Genomic DNA, 16,338 nt, shown 5'->3' with positions numbered 1-16,338 from the left:
TTAAGTGGTACACAAATGAGACATTTACAACGCAGAAATGGCGTTTTTTATTTCCGCTACAGACTTCCCAGACACCTTGCAGTTATCGTTGGAAAAGCAGAGATTAAACATTCTCTTTTGACTACTTCAGAAGAAATAGCAATTGGACTCATTGCGCCTAAATTAGCCCTTTTAAGGAGAATTAAGCTGATGTCGAGCGTAGCTAACAAACAGATATTACTAGATTTATTTGCTGAATTAACAGATTACGGCTTCGTTGACAATTTGACCGAGTATCAACGAGAAGAGGAAAGAGAGTTCGCAACCGCTTGGGAGGTTGCTCAGTCTGAAATAGGAGATTCACTTAAAAATGGTGGACACAGCTTTGACCCTAGCGATTTCGGCATCAAGACACCTTATCCATCAGACATAAAAGATAAAAGAGATTATCAGCAACTAATGTTTCATTTGGCTGGCGCAATGCGCGAGCTGATTATCAATGGCAGAAGCCAACAGTTCAAAGAAGAGTTTAGTAGTGCCAAATCATGCTTGGATGAGCTTTTATCTTCAGGTGAGGCTGTAAAGCAAGTTGCAGTGAGTGCCGCTCCTAAAGTCTTAATGCTTTCTGATGCTATTAAGATGTATTTGGATTGGAAATCAGAAACTTCACACAAACCAAAGAAGCAGATGGAGCGTCACGCTGACATTATGCTTAATGTGCTTGGGGATAGAAATATCTACGACATTCGCAAGGCAGACATTAAGCAATTACTTAAGCGGTATGAAGCTTTCCCCAAAGGAAATACTGGTGATTTCACTAAAATGTCGATTAAACAAATAATGGATTATGATGTTGATTTAATTGATGAAGAGGATAGAGTTTCTTCGAAGACTGTCAAAGAGTTATTCAAGTTTTGCGGAAGTCTCTTCAACTCTTTCTTAGTCGAGGAAATGGATTTACTAGAGAAGTCGCCTACAGATGGAATCGTTTATAAGGTGAAGTCTAAAAGCTATTCAAATTTTAGTAACAACCAGATTTTAAGCATTATTAAAGCGGTCTCTAAGGAAGAGGGGTGGAAAAAGTGGGCTGTACTTATCAGCATTTACACTGGCGCTAGACGTGGAGATATAGCAAACCTCAGAACTGACAGCTTGAAATATGATGATAAAACTGGGCGTCCTTATCTGTGGATTGAAGAGGGAAAAACTGATGCTGCACAGAGGGCTATACCAATCTCCAGAGCACTTGAAGAGCTAGGGATTATTCAGTTTATCAAAAGTGCAAAAGATGATGTCTTCCCTAAGCTTAAGGCCAATCGCAATTTATTTACTGATTACTTTAAATCTGTTGTTAAATCCTTGGGTATTCCAGATAAAAATGATGCAGGTGAAAGATACAGCTTACACGGATTGAGACATACATTTATCACCAAGGCTTTCGAGAAAGGCTGTATGCGGGAGCAGGTGCAATCAGTTATTGGTCATGTAATTACAGCAAATGGAGACATCACAACTAGATACACTCATAAGTTTCAAGTATCGGCCTTGTTCGGTGTTGTTGATGCCATTGATTTTGATTGAATTAGGAAGCCATTTGCTTTCGCCAAAGCATTTAATATCCATTGAACAACAGTAAATAACTATTGAGATTAATAATGTTAATCACTCCAACAGCGGTGAGATTAGGTTTTATCAATATTACTGTTATTGTCGAATAATCAATAAATTAAGAATAAGAATTTGCTGGTGGCATAAAGATTGTCACCTAGCGATGTTATATGGAAGTGTGGGAATAGACTAAGGCTTAAAATCAATCCCAAAACTGTCGCAGTCTATTGTTTTAGTATCCTGTAGAGTGTGGCAACTCCAATACCTAATTCTTTGGCAGCTTTCTCTTTGGTAACACCTGTAGATAGTTTTGCTTCAATATCATCTTTAGAGACTTGTACTGAAGGTCTACCAGCATACTTCCCTTTAGATTTGGCTGCTTCTATGCCCTCTAAACGTCTCTCGTTGATGAGTTCTCTTTCCATTTGAGAAACCGCAGCAAGAATACTTAAAACGCCTTTCTGTGCTGCTGTGAGCGTCCCATTGAAGGTTAATCCTTCTTTGTGAAAGACAATTGAAACTCCTTTAGCCGTCATTTCCTCAACAATAGCCACAGCATCACCCGCACCAGAACGACAGACCCTATCAAGTGAATGTATGTGCAGGGTGTCATTAATTCTACATAACTGCTTACATCTATTCCATTCAGGCCTGTTAATCGACTTAGCCGACAATTTTTCCGTTATGACCATATCAAGCTCAACATGTGCTAACTGTCTATCTGTATTTTGAGCCGCTGTACTTACCCGAATGTAACCAATGTCCATGATTAATTCCTATCAATATTATATAGAATCTATGATAGTCGCGCTATCAAAATAGTCAAATCATATTTTTGAGAGTGTGTTTTGATGGTCTATCAAAACTATAGATTTTGATAAATTTGCTTAGGGATTTTAAAATTGTTAACGATTGGCTTAGGGGCAGTAATGTTAGGCTTATTACTGCAACACTACTAGCATAAAAGGTGTCTGATGCTGGCTTTTGTGTTTATTGCCTAGTAACGTATAGCTATTGCCTTGCATGGTGTTTTGGTGGATAAGTCATGGAGTGACTCTTGCAATCAATGGGTACTCTGAAGTACTGTTTGTATATACAGTATCTTGCTTTGCAAATTAAAAATTAATCTTATTAAAAAAATTTAGATGGATTTGTGTATTTAACTATGGATTAGTTTAGGGAACAGAGAATGAAAGCTTTACTTTCAATTAAACCTGAGTTTGTTGATAAAATTTTCTCGGGAGAGAAATTATTTGAATACAGAAAGGCTATTTTTAAACGTCCAGAGGTTAAATCGGTAGTAATTTACTCGACAATGCCTGAGGGTAAAATTGTGGGTGAATTTAAAATTGGCAATATCCTTGCAAAATGTCCAGAGGAGTTATGGGAGGAAACAAAGGGTGCGTCAGGAATTGATAAGCGTTTTTTTGATGAATACTTTGTAAATAAGAAGGTCGCTTATGCGATAGAGATAACTGAGCTTACAAGATACAGTAAGCCAATCGACCCGTATAAGGGTGATACAAGCTTTAAGGCTCCTCAGTCTTTTAAGTATTTAGATTATTCAGGTAACTTTTGTTAGGTCTTTAGCTAAGGATGGCAAAATGGATATTTATTTTATTTCAGGTGTTCACGGAGTTGGGAAGGGCACTCTTTGCAACGAAATTCGTTCTTTAATCAATATAAATGCTTATTCTTGTAGTGACATAATAAAAGCAAACTCAGATTATATTGAGGAGGGGAAGGGGGTTCAGGATGCAAAGGGTAATCAATCGACTTTGTTGTTTGGACTGGGAAAACTAAATGACAGTAGTATCTTATTAGATGGGCACTTTTGTCTACTAGGGAAGTCTGGCTCAATCATTGAACTAGATTTCAGTGTATTTGATGATATTCGTCCAAAGAAAATCATAACGGTAACTTGCGACACAAATGAAATTCGTAGGCGCTTATTTGAGAGGGATGGTGTAGAACAAGATGTAAAGCTACTTGATGATTTCCAAGCTAAAGAGCTGGAACAAACATTAAAGTACTGCGAAAGTCGCAATGTGCCTAACTTTCTCTACCGTTCTGGGGATGATGTTACTGATTTGGTTGAATGGATACAGAGTTGACGTAAAGGGCACTGCCATTGAAGCAGCGCCCTCCTTGATTTCTATCTAAGGAATTTTCTATCAAGACCAGATAATTCAATGATTTTGTCAAATTGCTTGTCTGATAGAGGCATTACTCCCCAGTAATCAGTGCGTGATAATCCAGCCTCATCCGCCAACATTTTGCGTATAGGTCTCTTGGGGAAGGCTACATTATATGTAAAATTCAGAATGAAGCAGTATCTACGTTCTTTATATATAGTTCTTAATTCTCTTTCAGTAAATACGCTGAATTTTATGCAGTAGTCTATAAACGCTTGTTCATGAGCGAATTCATCAATGTGTTTGATACTTTCTACGACACAGAGTGAAGTTGCAACTGATGTGTATTCAGCGGAATGTCCGTCTTTAGTTCGGTATATGACAATGACATCGCCTCTTTTGAATCGTAATACGGCATCCATTGAGCAGATAAATATTTTATGGATACTGTTTGAATATGAAATGTCTTGTACTATATCAGGAGATTCCGTAAAGAGTTTTGAGTCTGGGAAGAGCTTAGTGTGAAAATTAGGATAAATGGATAGAAGGTATTTATTATTATTTTTGGTATTAACAAAAGGATAGTCTTTGTCTACATCACCAGTTATTTTATGTAAGTTCCTTAATAAAACATTTTCAACCCCATTTGGAGTTGTTTTTGTGCCATACTCTTCAAATCCGTAACGCTTAAATAAATCGACAAGATAGCCATGTTTTTCGCCGAAAATAGTTACGTAGATATCATCAATATCAGGTTTTTTTGATATTGCATAATCAAATATTTTTTTAAGATATCTGTCACCTCTTCGAGTTTGTAAAGGATTGAACTTGAATGTTCCGACCTTCATGTGGTGTGTATTTGGTAATAGCGGGTCAGTGTCATCATTGACGCCATTTTCATATTTAAAATAAAGAAATCCCTCAATACCACCGACTAAGTTATAAAGGACTAGGGCTTCGTTTTCTGCTTTTTTGTGAAACCACTCCGAAAACTCTTTGTAGTTTTCTTTTAAGCTGTTAAAAAATGGGTCGGCTAAGTTTATCTGTGAAAATTTCTCTATCCTTAAGTTTTCCATCCTCTCTACCTCCTTGCTATGGGCTCTTTTCTTTTAACGCAACATTATTGTGTATGGTTAAAGGTGTTGGACTCAATAAACCTACTTAGTTTAGGGAGACTAGCATTAATAAGATAAGTAATGAAGAGTATTTTAAAAAATCACGTTAAATTAGTGGCTTAAGGTCTCTGGGTGTAATGTTCGTGTGTTGTTGGTTGATATCGAATAATTATCGTTTGGTGTGATACTTGAAAGTCTGTTTGAAGATGTTTTACGTTGACATTATTCAGTGGGTTTAAGTCGGTAAACGGCTTAATTCCTAGTTATCTTGAATTGAGGTTAAAGGATGCCAAGGAAAGAATTTTATCTTCACTGTGAGAGTTGTAATGCAGAGTTCAAAACTTCAAGCCAGAAGGTTAAAACGTGCCAAAAGTGCAGAAAACTAGCTACTCAGAAAACAAGACTAGCGAATTTTTTCCGTTCTTCCTTTGGCAAATGGCTGGTAACAAGGATTAGCCAAAGTGGGACAATTAAAGTATTGGGTAATGATTTTAATGTTGATGAGCTGACCAAGTTATATCAGCTTTGGAAATTAAGGCGAAAATACGGTCAGCTTTCGTATGATGCTGATACTAATACTTGGTCTAGTAAAATTGAACTTCAAATTGGTCACATTTTCCCTCTTAAGGGAGGGGATTTCAGAGTTGGAGAGTTGACCCCGAGAAACTTAGTTATAATTCCTTCAGACTTAAACAACAGATTGAAAAATAAGGTTTTTAACTCTGGATTCTATGTTGTCAGTAATGCTTCATTGGATGTGAGACAGACCAAATCGAAACTGATAAAGGCGTTTAAGCCTGTGCTTGTTGATTTTCAAAATCAACATAACCTAAAAGGTGAAAGTTCTGTCCCAAATCATTCGTTTAGCGTTACAAATGAAGAGTTCACATTGCTTGATATTGCTAGGTTAGAGGCTCGTAGACTAGGAGTTGTCTTTGGCACGCAGGATGATGCGAATAAAGTGTATGAGAGAATATTCAAGGCGGGAGTTAAACTCTCGCCACTCGTGGATAAGCGTCCTCCTGCCATTCTTCCTCCTGATGAGTGCAAAGAGATAAGATTGTGGGACTTTCTTGATAGAACTAAAGCTTCTGATGTTGACACTACTACCTACGCGACACTTTCTAGTATTCATGTATTCGTTGGGTTAGATGGTGCGATTAATGTAGAACAGGTTGAATCGGAGTTCGACTACATAACTGTTGAAGGATACAACTTTAATGCCCAAATAATTAAAACCCTGTATTTCTGTCAAACTCTGGAGATAGCGCTAGAATCTTGTTTTTCTGATGCTAATTTGGCAGCCAAGATTTATACAACAATTGATGATTGCGTACATAGCTTTTATCCCATTGAGCTAAGAGAATCTATTGATAATCCTTTTAAGAAGCCTATCCAGTTAAAAAAGGTTCGAAAACTTACAGAAGATTGGACTGATTTTGATGTGTGGACAGGTTTACCCAAAATGGTTCCTAAGTAATAGTTACTCTTCACAGGTGTAAAGTAAAACTCCTTTCTAAACGTTGGTACAGCTGGTTTTTAAAAGGTACACCAGAGTTTCATTAGTGTATAAGGACTATAAACTCACACCAGCAATTTCCATTTGAATGGATGGTACAAAATTGGTACAAAATGAGTTAGGCTAACTCTAATTACATAAATTTGTTTTGAATAAAATCATTGTGTTATGGTTTGTTTAGATGGAGGTTTTGAGCAATTGAGCCAACTCACTCGTCTTATCGGCCAACTCATTAAATTCAGTAAAAAGCCCGTTTATCTAATTAGGTAAACGGGCTTTTTATTTGCTGAGTGATTAGCGGGCTGGATAGCAATAAAAGAAGATTCTTCCCTATTATCTATCTGTCGCTATAGCTTGATTATTCGGTGTTGGTTCTACTGCTGCCGATAAGTGTTTTTGTTCACTCGCAAGCACTTGCGCAATATTAATAAGATTCTGAGCGAGTTCTTTCGCTTTATCCTCGGGGAATTTGGTCTCCAGTGAGGCTTGCAGTTTTTCCTGCAGATTTGCTAATACGGCTTGTTTATCGATCTCAGTGACTGTCTGTTTGAGGTTGGTGATTCCGCTGGCTAGTGCCTGTAGTTCTGGGAACAATTGCGCGTTCTTTAACGGGGCTAAGAGTGCTACGTCCTTTAAATTTGCATCGTCGACTTTATTGTCTAAGGTAAGGAGCAGATTATCGACTCTGTCGAAGGTTTGTTCGCTGCGACTAATTAAAGGCGCGATGGCGGCGTCTTCTATGAGTCCGGTGAATTTATCGACGGTGGCGTATAACAATCCTGCGACGATAATCAGCGGCAGCATGATCCCCGTGAATAATCCCACCCAAAAGTTGTTAAGCCCAGCGGCGAAGTTTTTCATTTTAGTCCCTTATTCCCGTTAAACGCTTAAGTTACGCTATGCGCTTTGTCGATGGCTGACAAGCGTTTACTGCTAAAACTGCGTGCTCAGCGATAAAACGAGGCGCATATCCGATGCGCGATAAACCATAGATTAGAAGCTGCGCTTCACCAGAAAACGCCATTCCCAACTGTTGACCGAATCACCACCCGTGTAGGGCACTGATAGGTCAATATGGGCGACGTTGCCGTAACTGGAGCGTGAGGAATAAATCCGCGCGCCAATACCTATACTGGCAAGCGGGCCACTGACTTCGTTATTGGCCGCTAACGGACCGCCCGAGGCTTGGCCGACATCGGCAAATACCGCCCAACCGAGTTCGGCCAATTGGTATAGGTTGATATTGGGATAATTACGGATTTCGGCGGTGAGTAACCATTGGTTATCGCCCTGTTGATATTCGTTGGGATAACCGCGTACCCCGGTTTCATCGCCAAGCCCTTCGGTGAGATCGAGGTAAGTATTATTTGATACACTCGCCCACGCCTTGCCATAGGCTATCCATTTAGGATTGATTTGATAGAAGTACTCGGCCTGAACATTGGCTTGATAGGTATCTTTTTGGGTGGTGCCTAAGGTGCTGGTGGCGCCCATTTCGAGTAACCATAAATGCTCATCAAACTTATAACCGCGAGTGGTTTGCCATTTGAAGTGGTAACCCACTGGGTTATTGTCGCCTATATCATTGGTCTCGATACCCAATTGAATATAGTGGTGCCAACCTAAGTTAAAGTCTTCGTTATTACGAATAAGATGCACGTTATTGAGCACCTGAAAGTCATCCTGAATAAACTCATAGGCGACCCAGGGATACATAAAATCCCTGTCCTGGGGTAACTCGGAAGTGGGGTACACCTCTGAATTGGCAAACTCGTGCTTATCTTGGGTGAAACCAGTGATAAAGCGCGATAAGTGATCGTTATTCTTATTGATTAACCAGCCATATTGCAGATTGAGATAGTCGACAGTGTGCTCAAACTCGTTCACCTCTTGGCCGTTTTGCCGCAAGATATCGGTGCGGCTATCATCTAAAAACTCTGCCGAGTACATGGTCTCAGTATTCAATGAATAGAAGGGCTTACTGACATACACATGCTTAGCTTGGCCGTCGCTATTATCGTAAAACTCGGCGGCAACAATACCGTGGTCGATAATGCTAATGGGCGCTTCGAAGGCAAACTTATAGCCAGTACGGGATTCATCGGATTGATATTTTAAGCGGGTGCGTATGCCTGTTCCGAAGAGATTGTCTTCTTTCACCCCAAAGGAGTAACGGGTGTCACCGCCTGAGCTACTAAAGCTGGCCGTGGGGAGCAGTGACCAGTTATCCCAGGTTTCGATAACAATTGACTCATCATCGGGGTGAACATCTGCCTCAGGGTCTTTCTCGCTGACATAGACTTTTGCATCGCGAATATAAGGTTCGGCACGCAGCAAACGTTGGGATTCGTCGAGGTCTTTTTGGGTAACAGTCTCGTTTTCACCAAAGGTCAGCCTATCCTTAACCACATATTCCTTAGTGTTGATATGCAGATAGTTTGCCCAGCGGTGGATGAAAAATGCATCGGGATCGGATTCATCGAAGATCGGGTTACTGACAACCACAATCTTACTCACCTTTTTCGGGGCTTCAGCGGTTGCAGTTTTGGGCGCGGCCTCATCCGCTCTGGCTAGGCAGACTAGGCCACAGAGGCAACAAGGTAGAATCAATGCATACAGGGTAAACTTCTGCATAAAACCACTCCCGTAAACTGGATGGCGACAGCTTAAGATTCTGCTGCGCTTCACAATTTAATAACACACGGGAAGTGGCGATTAGTCAAGGAAACATTTTAATAAGATTATGATTTTACTTAATGTTACTTTAAGAATCGGGCTGGAGTTGGCGCCAGCCCTGAGAGAGGGAATGTTACAGCGTACGTCTTGGCGGTACCACGACGTTGGCAAAAATCAGTCCGGCGATAAGCGACATAAAGATCAAAAAGATCTGCGATCCAATATGGGATTGGTTAAGCATAGTTTCGCCGGAGATCAGCGCGTTCAGCCCTATGTAGGTTTTACTGCCGGGCACTAAAATCACAATACCTTGCAGCAGTGCAATCGAGGCGGGCGCCTTCATCCAACGGGCGAAGAGATTGGAATACACGCCTACCGCCAAGGCGCCGAAGAAGATCCCTACAGAATCCCCAAAAAAGTGCCCGCCTAACATGGCAGAGAAGAATGCCACTATCCCCGCCAGTACGCCCCAGGGCGAGTCCTGCATCCGCGCCTTAAAGATAAACACCAGCGCCATCGAGAGAATCGGTACTGCCGACCAAATCGCCCAGCGCGGTAATCCCTCAGGCTCGATATGAATGGCTTCACCGAAGAAGGCTTTACCTATTGCCATCCCTAGCACAGCGCCAAAATACAACTTAAACAACAACATACTGGCATCCATGATCCGCGCTGTGCCAGAGATCAGGTCGCGTGCCGCCAGTTCCGCCAGCCCTAAGGTTAGGGCTAAGCCGGGAATAAAGATGATGATGGAGGAAAGGATCACCACGGGAATATTAATATTGGGATCGATGCGGGCAATGGCGCAGGCGGCAATGGCGCAAACAATCGTCGCGAATGGCTCTAACACTTCTGCCATGCGCGTCGAGCGTTCGGCGCGGTACACAAAACCATAGACCAACAAGCCTAACAAGCCTGACCAAAAGACATCGTTCCAACCCGTGCCCATCAACATGGCAAAGGCAGCCGCCGAGGTACCAAAGGAGAAACAGGTTAATGCTGGGCCGTAGGGGTTGGGTTTGTTGGCGATTTCCTCTAGCCTATCTAAGGCTTCGGTGAGCGTGCGTTTACCCGAGGTGAGCTCATCCACCAGTTCATCGGTGCGAGCGAGGGAGCCTAAATCCAATTCGCCGGGTTTAACCCGCGCAACATGGTTATATTCTTGATCGGTATCGTGTTGTAATACGAAGGTCATGGAGGTCGGCGAGATTAAAAAATAACCTTCGATTCCGAGCGTCCGTGAGACGGTTTGCAAATGGGTTTCAAGACGGTAAGCGGGTGTGCCAAACTTATGTAAAGCCTTGCCTAGCTTAATGATAAATTTACGCTTTTCGAGAAACTGTTCGTTATCCAATCGGGCTATTCACTGTATAAAAAGTTGTAAGAGATCACGCGCGCATATTAACCTATCTTGTCGCTAAAAGGTTAATGGCTTTTAAGCTTAATACAAATAAATTGCTGAATTTTTGCGGCAAATGCCGCGGTGGTGTTAATTAAAAGGGAATCGCTATGCCGTTGATGGTAACAGGGTTTTACGCCAGCTTGACTGGGTTGTTGATAATAGCGCTGGCTTATCGAGTGGTGAAATTAAGACGAAGCCAAAAAATCGGACTCGGTGATGGCGGCAACAATGCCTTGGCGCTGGCGGGCAGGGTGCATGCGAATCTGATTGAGAATGCGCCCATCGTATTGATTTTAATGCTGGTGGCCGAGGCGGGTGGCTTAGCGCATTTCTATTTGCATTGTTTTGGTACCGTGTGGATTGTGGCACGCTTGCTCCATGCAATAGGGTTAACTCAGGGTAAAGGCGGTTATCATTTCGGCCGTTTTTGGGGCGTGTTGCTCACTTGGTTGGTGACTATCAGCCTAGCCTTGGTCAACTTAGTGCATTTTGCCCAAAGTTTATAACCACTGAGATAGTGGTAATGGCCGTCTAAGCCATATCCCTAGCCACTTTAGGGGTATTGAGCACATTGGTGCAAATACCCCGAAAAACACCTCGGCTGCTGTTTTTTTAATCGCACTTATCCCTGTTTGCCTGCTATACTCCGCGTCCCTAAATCGGTGCGGCCCGTTTTTGCCTGCACCTTTGTTTGACATTACGCTTTTGGGTCAAAATCGATGCAAGTTGAATCCACACTGTTTAGCCATCCCAAGTATTGGGCCGAGTGCTTTGGCACAGCGCCTTTTTTACCTATGTCTCGCAAGGAGATGGAGAAATTAGGCTGGGACAGTTGTGACATTATTATTGTCACTGGTGACGCCTATGTGGATCACCCAAGCTTTGGCATGGCGGTCATTGGCCGGATGTTAGAAGCCCAAGGCTACCGCGTTGGGATTATTTCTCAGCCCGATTGGTCGAGCAAAGATGCCTTTATGCAGCTAGGGCGTCCGAATCTGTTTTTTGGTGTCACCGCCGGCAACATGGATTCGATGATCAACCGTTACACCGCCGACCGCCGTATTCGCAGCGATGATGCTTATACTCCTGGCGATGTGGGCGGTAAGCGCCCCGACCGCGCCGTGACCGTTTATACCCAACGTTGTAAAGAAGCCTTTAAAGATGTGCCAGTGATCATTGGCGGCATCGAGGCGAGTCTGCGCCGGATCGCCCACTACGATTATTGGTCGGACAAAGTCCGCCGCAGCGTGATTTTCGATGCTAAGGCCGACATCTTGATGTACGGCAACGCCGAGCGTCCGCTGGTTGAAGTGGCGCGTCGTTTAGCGGCGGGTGAAGCGATTGCGGATATTCAGGATGTGCGCGGTACAGCGGTTATCCGTAAAGAACCTATGCCCGAGTGGCGTGGGATGGATTCGCGTAAGATCGACCAACTGCATAAAATCGATCCTATCCCGAACCCCTATGGCGCCGACGATGTGGGCTGCGCCAACTTATCTGGCCCATCGGATGTTAAAATTTTCGATAACGATGCGCCAAAACCTATCAGTGTGCAGCCACCACGCCCTAAGCCTTGGGATAAAACCTATGTGCTGCTGCCAGCCTTTGAAAAGGTCTCTGAGGACAAATACTTATACGCCCATGCCTCGCGGATTTTGCACCAAGAGCAAAACCCGGGTTGTGCGCGAGCGTTGTTCCAGCCCCATGGTGACCGTGGTGTGTGGGTGAACCCTCCGGCTTGGCCACTCAATACCGACGAGATGGATGCCGTGTTCGATTTACCCTATAAAAGGGTGCCGCATCCTGCCTACGGTAAGGACAAAATCCCCGCCTATGACATGATCAAAACCTCGATCAACATCATGCGCGGTTGCTTTGGTGGCTGTTCATTCTGCTCGATTACCGAGCATGAAGGCCGGATTATCCAGAGCCGTTCGCAAGAATCGATTATCAAAGAAATCAAAGATATTCAGGACAAGGTTCCCGGCTTTACTGGGGTGATTTCCGACTTAGGCGGCCCCACCGCCAACATGTATCGCCTCGGCTGTACCAGTGAAAAAGCGGAGAAAACCTGTCGCCGTTTATCCTGTGTGTATCCATCGATTTGCGGCCATTTAGGCACAGATCATAAACACACTATCGACTTGTACCGCGCCGCTCGTGCCGTGCCCGGCATCAAGAAAATCTTGATTGCTTCGGGCGTGCGTTACGACTTAGCGATTGAAGATCCGGCCTACGTCAAAGAGTTGGTCCAGCACCATGTGGGCGGCTATTTGAAAATCGCCCCTGAGCATACCGAAGAAGGGCCGCTCAGCAAGATGATGAAACCCGGCATGGGCGCCTACGATAAGTTTAAAGAGCTGTTCGACAAGTATTCTAAAGAGGCGGGTAAAGAACAGTTCCTGATCCCTTATTTTATTTCGGCGCATCCGGGCACGACCGACGAGGATATGCTCAACCTCGCACTCTGGTTGAAGGAGCGTAAGTTTAAGCTCGACCAAGTGCAAAACTTCTATCCATCGCCAATGGCAAATGCGACGACCATTTATCACACTGAGTTGAACTCGTTGAAAAACGTCAAGCACACCAGTGAAGTGGTGCCCGTGCCGAAGAAGGGCCGCCAACGTCGCCTGCATAAGGCGCTGCTGCGTTACCATGATCCAGCGGGTTGGCCTATCATCCGTGAAGGTTTGATTGCCATGGGGCGTGAAGATTTGATTGGCAACAGTCCGAATCACCTCGTTCCACCTGAAGGGCGCAACGAACGTGGACAGAAATGGATGAAGGATGCTAACCAAGGGCAAAAAGCCCTGACGCGCTTCTCGGGCAATCAGTTCGATGAGCGTAAGGGTAAAGGTAAAGGCGATGCCAAGGGCAAACCGAGCGCAAGCAAGCCTAAGGGACCTAAGTCTGGGGCGAATGCAACGCAAGGTCAGCAGCCTAAGAGCAGCCGTCCGGGCGCTAAGGCGCCTTTTGGTCAGTCGGGCTTTAAGGGAAAATCTGAGCAGGGTAAGGCTGGTCACCAAGGCCGCGGAAACAAAGCCGCTTCAGGCCGTCAGCACGCTAAGTAACGGCGAAAAAAAGCCACTCCAGTAAACCTATTTGGAGTGGCGCAGAGATGATGGTAAACCAGCGGTACCATCCAATGAGTGTGTGGCGAGCGTTTGTAGACGGAACGTGCGCCGCACCTCAGTCTCAAATGGGCCCACGGATATGAGGAACGTGAGCCACTATCCCTCAATGTACGGGAGAGCCTGATGAAGACTTTCCATTCCTAAAAGAAGTAGTTAATCCCTACCGCAAAGCCATTATCTTCCTGCGCTTCGAGTGCAGGGTCATCCATGTTGCTGAAATCTAACTTCATTTCGGCAAACATCACAGTGTCGTTACTGTAACGGTAGTGCAGGCCAAGCATGGCGAATTGGCGGGTCCATTTGCCTTGGATAGGCGTGCTGGCATCTGTGTCTAAGTCCAAATAGCTGAGGACAATCATAGGCACAAAGCCATTATCGAATTGATAGGCCGTCATCAGCTCAGCGCCAGTAGCGTCGTAGAGTTCGCCGCCGACCAACTCATTGTTCTTACTCTGATGGGCGTTAAAGCCGACGTAGAGACCGCTGGCTTCACGGTTATCGGCGTAGTGATAGTAATCCCCATACATGGCGCCGATACCGACGATTTCGTTGGTTTCATCAACTTGAGTGTTACCTAGATGGCCTTCGAAGTCGCCACGGTTAAAGCCGGCGAGCAGTTTAAATTTATCTGTGAGTGAGTAGGTCAGGCTGGCACCGTAACTGCTGTCGAAATTAAGCTCAGAGTTGGTCATTTCGCTGCCGTCATCGTTTTTTAAGGTGACATCACCATTGGTTTTGGCGGCGTATTGCAGGGCAATTTGCACTGGGCCAAAGCTATTACGGTAGATAAACGCGGAGTCGGCACGGCCAGTTCCGGTTAGTCCGCCATCACTAAAGGCGTAGGCGCCGACGCTATATCCGGCGAACACGTTCGGTAAATCCGTTGTGCCTGCAACATCATAGTAAGCGCCCCATTGCTTACCAAAACTGAGGCTACCCCATTCATCGTGCGACATACCGACATAACCTAAACGGTTATAGAGGAAGTCTTCGGTTTTTTCGGCGGCCAGTTTGCCACCTTGCATCACTAAACTGTCATCGCTGGACACCATGTTGATGCCCCATTCTGTGGTGGCAAAGGCGGTCCAGCCATTTCTCTCGCTGCGTTCAAAGCTAAATCGTACTCGGGAGGAGTCATCAATTACTGAGGTATCGTGGCTGTCGTTGAGTGCCGCGAAGCCTAACCAACCACTTAAATCTAATGAGTTTTTTTGATCGTTATAGAGTTCAACCGCTTGGCTGCTGGTGGCGGCCAACAGCATGGGTAGCATTAACGCGATGCATGTTTTTTTCATAGTTCCACCGAAAATAGGCAAGTTTTGTCTGGGGACCTTAAGCACTGTGGCTTAAGGTCCCTGAAGACGGATTGGTTTTATGTTTCTTATCTAGTAATGGGTGAGAATCGCAGGGGAGACGTGCTCACGCTGCTTTGATCTCAGCTGTTGGTGTTTTATTGGAAATCACCCCGTAGATGGTCCAGCCGAAGAAGGTCGCGATAGCGCCTAACATCACTGCGGTTTCACCAGAGCTATAGAGGGCGTAGAAGCTATACAGGGCGCCGATAACCGCAATCACGTTGGCAACACGGGCCTTGTTCGCTGGTACTTTGAGTTGTTTTTGCATCACACCTAGGGCTGCCATCGATAGTATGTAAGGCACAATGTTAGTCACCACGGCGAGGTTAACGAGGGCTTCAAACTGTTTGCTCAGTGATGGGCTAATAGTCATCAGAGACAGCAGGGTTTGAATCGAAACGATGATGGTCATACCCCAAATTGGTGCATCGGCTTTACTGACCTTAGAGAACACTTTAGGGAAGAAACCTTCATCGGCAGAGGCTTTAAACACCTGCGCGATAGTGAACTGCCAACCCAGCAGTGAGCCAGTACAAGAGATAATGGCGCAGGCCATCACGATTTTACCGACCACAGGGTTAAACATTTGCGCGAAGGCTAGACCGAAAGGTGCGTTTGAGTTGGCAAGGTCGGCGTTAGGCACAATACCGGCAATCACGTTGGTTGAAACGATATAGATAAGCGCTGCACCTAAGGTACCGCCCATTACGGCGATAGGAACGTTTTTCTCTGGGTTATCAACTGTCTCCGAGTTAGCACAAGCTGATTCTAAGCCAAGGAATGCCCATAAAGTCATCGCGATTGAACCGCCTAAGGCTTTAAAGAAAGGCAGTTCGTGTGGGTTCCAAGCACCTTTGTAGAGGTCGATATCGAACCAGAACCAACCGATTAACGACACACCAATCACGGGCAGAATAATCCCCCACACGGTGACGCTACTCACGCGACCCGTAATGCGGGCGCCACCAAAGTTAGCCACTGTCGCTAACCAAAGTACGCCAATGGTGGCAAGACAGATAGCCATTGGGCTTAAGTTCACTTCGAGTAGCACCGCGGCATAACCCACGGCAGAGATAGCGATGGCGACGTTCGCGATTAAAAGCGATACCGCATAGGTGTAGTTCGCCATAAAGTTACCGCTGCGACCGAAGGCATATTCGGCGTAACCGCCCATACCACCTGATTTTTTACTGAACATACCGCATTTGGCAAAGGCATAGGCAAGCGCCGTAGAACCCGCCGCCGTCACTAACCAAGAAAGGATAGAAATAGTACCGACTTGGGCTAATTGGGTAGGCAACATGATAATACCTGAACCCATCATGTTGACTATGGTGATAATAGTTAATTGGACGACACCAATTTTATTTGCTGATTTACTCATAATAATGACCTAATAATGTTATTCATTATAG

The 16,338-nt window shown here is 44.6% G+C and carries 13 protein-coding genes; 6 read left to right on the top strand and 7 right to left on the bottom strand.

Annotated features, from left to right (window positions below):
- Nucleotides 1-15 precede the first annotated feature (15 nt).
- On the top strand, nucleotides 16-1,560 hold the full coding sequence (locus N5E87_RS19730; RefSeq protein WP_279775783.1) for a tyrosine-type recombinase/integrase: 1,545 nt from the start codon (nucleotides 16-18) through the stop codon (nucleotides 1,558-1,560).
- Nucleotides 1,561-1,811: 251 nt separating this feature from the next.
- On the opposite strand, the gene N5E87_RS19725 is transcribed toward N5E87_RS19730, so the two are convergent.
- Nucleotides 1,812-2,354, bottom strand: a complete 543-nt coding sequence (locus N5E87_RS19725; protein WP_279775782.1) for a recombinase family protein — start codon at nucleotides 2,352-2,354, stop codon at nucleotides 1,812-1,814.
- A 422-nt stretch (nucleotides 2,355-2,776) separates the two neighbouring features.
- Between N5E87_RS19725 and N5E87_RS19720 the strand changes: the two genes are divergently transcribed.
- The gene (locus tag N5E87_RS19720) at nucleotides 2,777-3,169 is read left to right on the top strand and encodes an ASCH domain-containing protein (RefSeq protein ID WP_279775781.1); all 393 of its coding nucleotides are present in this window, start codon (nucleotides 2,777-2,779) and stop codon (nucleotides 3,167-3,169) included.
- A 22-nt stretch (nucleotides 3,170-3,191) separates the two neighbouring features.
- A complete protein-coding gene (locus tag N5E87_RS19715; protein ID WP_279775780.1) occupies nucleotides 3,192-3,701 on the top strand; it encodes an ATP-binding protein in 510 nt (169 codons plus the stop codon).
- Nucleotides 3,702-3,742: 41 nt separating this feature from the next.
- Here the strand turns inward: N5E87_RS19715 and N5E87_RS19710 are convergent, their stop codons facing one another.
- Nucleotides 3,743-4,798, bottom strand: coding sequence for a hypothetical protein (locus N5E87_RS19710; RefSeq protein ID WP_279775779.1), 1,056 nt, complete (start codon nucleotides 4,796-4,798; stop codon nucleotides 3,743-3,745).
- Between the two features lie 325 nt (nucleotides 4,799-5,123).
- Between N5E87_RS19710 and N5E87_RS19705 the strand changes: the two genes are divergently transcribed.
- Nucleotides 5,124-6,317 (top strand): hypothetical protein, encoded by a 1,194-nt coding sequence (locus N5E87_RS19705; RefSeq protein WP_279775778.1) that lies wholly within the window; start codon nucleotides 5,124-5,126, stop codon nucleotides 6,315-6,317.
- 372 nt (nucleotides 6,318-6,689) lie between these two features.
- Here the strand turns inward: N5E87_RS19705 and N5E87_RS19700 are convergent, their stop codons facing one another.
- The 3 genes from N5E87_RS19700 to N5E87_RS19690 form a co-directional block, all read right to left on the bottom strand.
- Nucleotides 6,690-7,217, bottom strand: a complete 528-nt coding sequence (locus tag N5E87_RS19700; protein WP_279775777.1) for a hypothetical protein — start codon at nucleotides 7,215-7,217, stop codon at nucleotides 6,690-6,692.
- Between the two features lie 132 nt (nucleotides 7,218-7,349).
- Nucleotides 7,350-8,990, bottom strand: coding sequence for a hypothetical protein (locus tag N5E87_RS19695; protein WP_279775776.1), 1,641 nt, complete (start codon nucleotides 8,988-8,990; stop codon nucleotides 7,350-7,352).
- A gap of 175 nt (nucleotides 8,991-9,165) precedes the next feature.
- Complete coding sequence (locus N5E87_RS19690) at nucleotides 9,166-10,386, bottom strand: threonine/serine exporter family protein (protein WP_011718608.1); 1,221 nt, start codon at nucleotides 10,384-10,386, stop codon at nucleotides 9,166-9,168.
- A gap of 155 nt (nucleotides 10,387-10,541) precedes the next feature.
- Here N5E87_RS19690 and N5E87_RS19685 point away from each other — a divergent pair, with 155 nt between their 5' ends.
- Nucleotides 10,542-10,940 carry an MAPEG family protein gene (locus tag N5E87_RS19685; RefSeq protein ID WP_279775775.1) on the top strand — a complete coding sequence of 133 codons (399 nt, stop codon included), beginning with the start codon at nucleotides 10,542-10,544 and terminating at the stop codon, nucleotides 10,938-10,940.
- A gap of 213 nt (nucleotides 10,941-11,153) precedes the next feature.
- Entirely contained in the window at nucleotides 11,154-13,505 is a 2,352-nt protein-coding gene (locus tag N5E87_RS19680; protein ID WP_279775774.1) for a YgiQ family radical SAM protein, read from the top strand.
- Nucleotides 13,506-13,708: 203 nt separating this feature from the next.
- Here N5E87_RS19680 and N5E87_RS19675 read toward each other — a convergent pair whose 3' ends face one another.
- The gene (locus tag N5E87_RS19675) at nucleotides 13,709-14,863 is read right to left on the bottom strand and encodes a porin (protein ID WP_011624392.1); all 1,155 of its coding nucleotides are present in this window, start codon (nucleotides 14,861-14,863) and stop codon (nucleotides 13,709-13,711) included.
- 124 nt (nucleotides 14,864-14,987) lie between these two features.
- Nucleotides 14,988-16,307, bottom strand: a complete 1,320-nt coding sequence (gene potE / locus N5E87_RS19670) for a putrescine-ornithine antiporter (protein WP_086904100.1) — start codon at nucleotides 16,305-16,307, stop codon at nucleotides 14,988-14,990.
- Nucleotides 16,308-16,338: the final 31 nt, after the last annotated feature.

The sequence above is a fragment of the Shewanella sp. GD03713 genome (assembly GCF_029843705.1).
Lineage (GTDB): Bacteria > Pseudomonadota > Gammaproteobacteria > Enterobacterales > Shewanellaceae > Shewanella.
Note: the sequence above shows the minus strand (reverse complement) of the source record. Positions and strands in the feature narration are given on the sequence as shown.

Excerpts from the sequence above, each read along its gene's own strand:
- N5E87_RS19730 (WP_279775783.1), top strand. The coding sequence starts at position 16 with ATGAGACATTTACAACGCAGAAATGGCGTTTTTTATTTCCGCTACAGA.
- N5E87_RS19725 (WP_279775782.1), bottom strand. The coding sequence starts at position 2,354 with ATGGACATTGGTTACATTCGGGTAAGTACAGCGGCTCAAAATACAGAT.
- N5E87_RS19720 (WP_279775781.1), top strand. The coding sequence starts at position 2,777 with ATGAAAGCTTTACTTTCAATTAAACCTGAGTTTGTTGATAAAATTTTC.
- N5E87_RS19715 (WP_279775780.1), top strand. The coding sequence starts at position 3,192 with ATGGATATTTATTTTATTTCAGGTGTTCACGGAGTTGGGAAGGGCACT.
- N5E87_RS19710 (WP_279775779.1), bottom strand. The coding sequence starts at position 4,798 with ATGGAAAACTTAAGGATAGAGAAATTTTCACAGATAAACTTAGCCGAC.
- N5E87_RS19705 (WP_279775778.1), top strand. The coding sequence starts at position 5,124 with ATGCCAAGGAAAGAATTTTATCTTCACTGTGAGAGTTGTAATGCAGAG.
- N5E87_RS19700 (WP_279775777.1), bottom strand. The coding sequence starts at position 7,217 with ATGAAAAACTTCGCCGCTGGGCTTAACAACTTTTGGGTGGGATTATTC.
- N5E87_RS19695 (WP_279775776.1), bottom strand. The coding sequence starts at position 8,990 with ATGCAGAAGTTTACCCTGTATGCATTGATTCTACCTTGTTGCCTCTGT.
- N5E87_RS19685 (WP_279775775.1), top strand. The coding sequence starts at position 10,542 with ATGCCGTTGATGGTAACAGGGTTTTACGCCAGCTTGACTGGGTTGTTG.
- N5E87_RS19680 (WP_279775774.1), top strand. The coding sequence starts at position 11,154 with ATGCAAGTTGAATCCACACTGTTTAGCCATCCCAAGTATTGGGCCGAG.
- N5E87_RS19675 (WP_011624392.1), bottom strand. The coding sequence starts at position 14,863 with ATGAAAAAAACATGCATCGCGTTAATGCTACCCATGCTGTTGGCCGCC.
- potE (WP_086904100.1), bottom strand. The coding sequence starts at position 16,307 with ATGAGTAAATCAGCAAATAAAATTGGTGTCGTCCAATTAACTATTATC.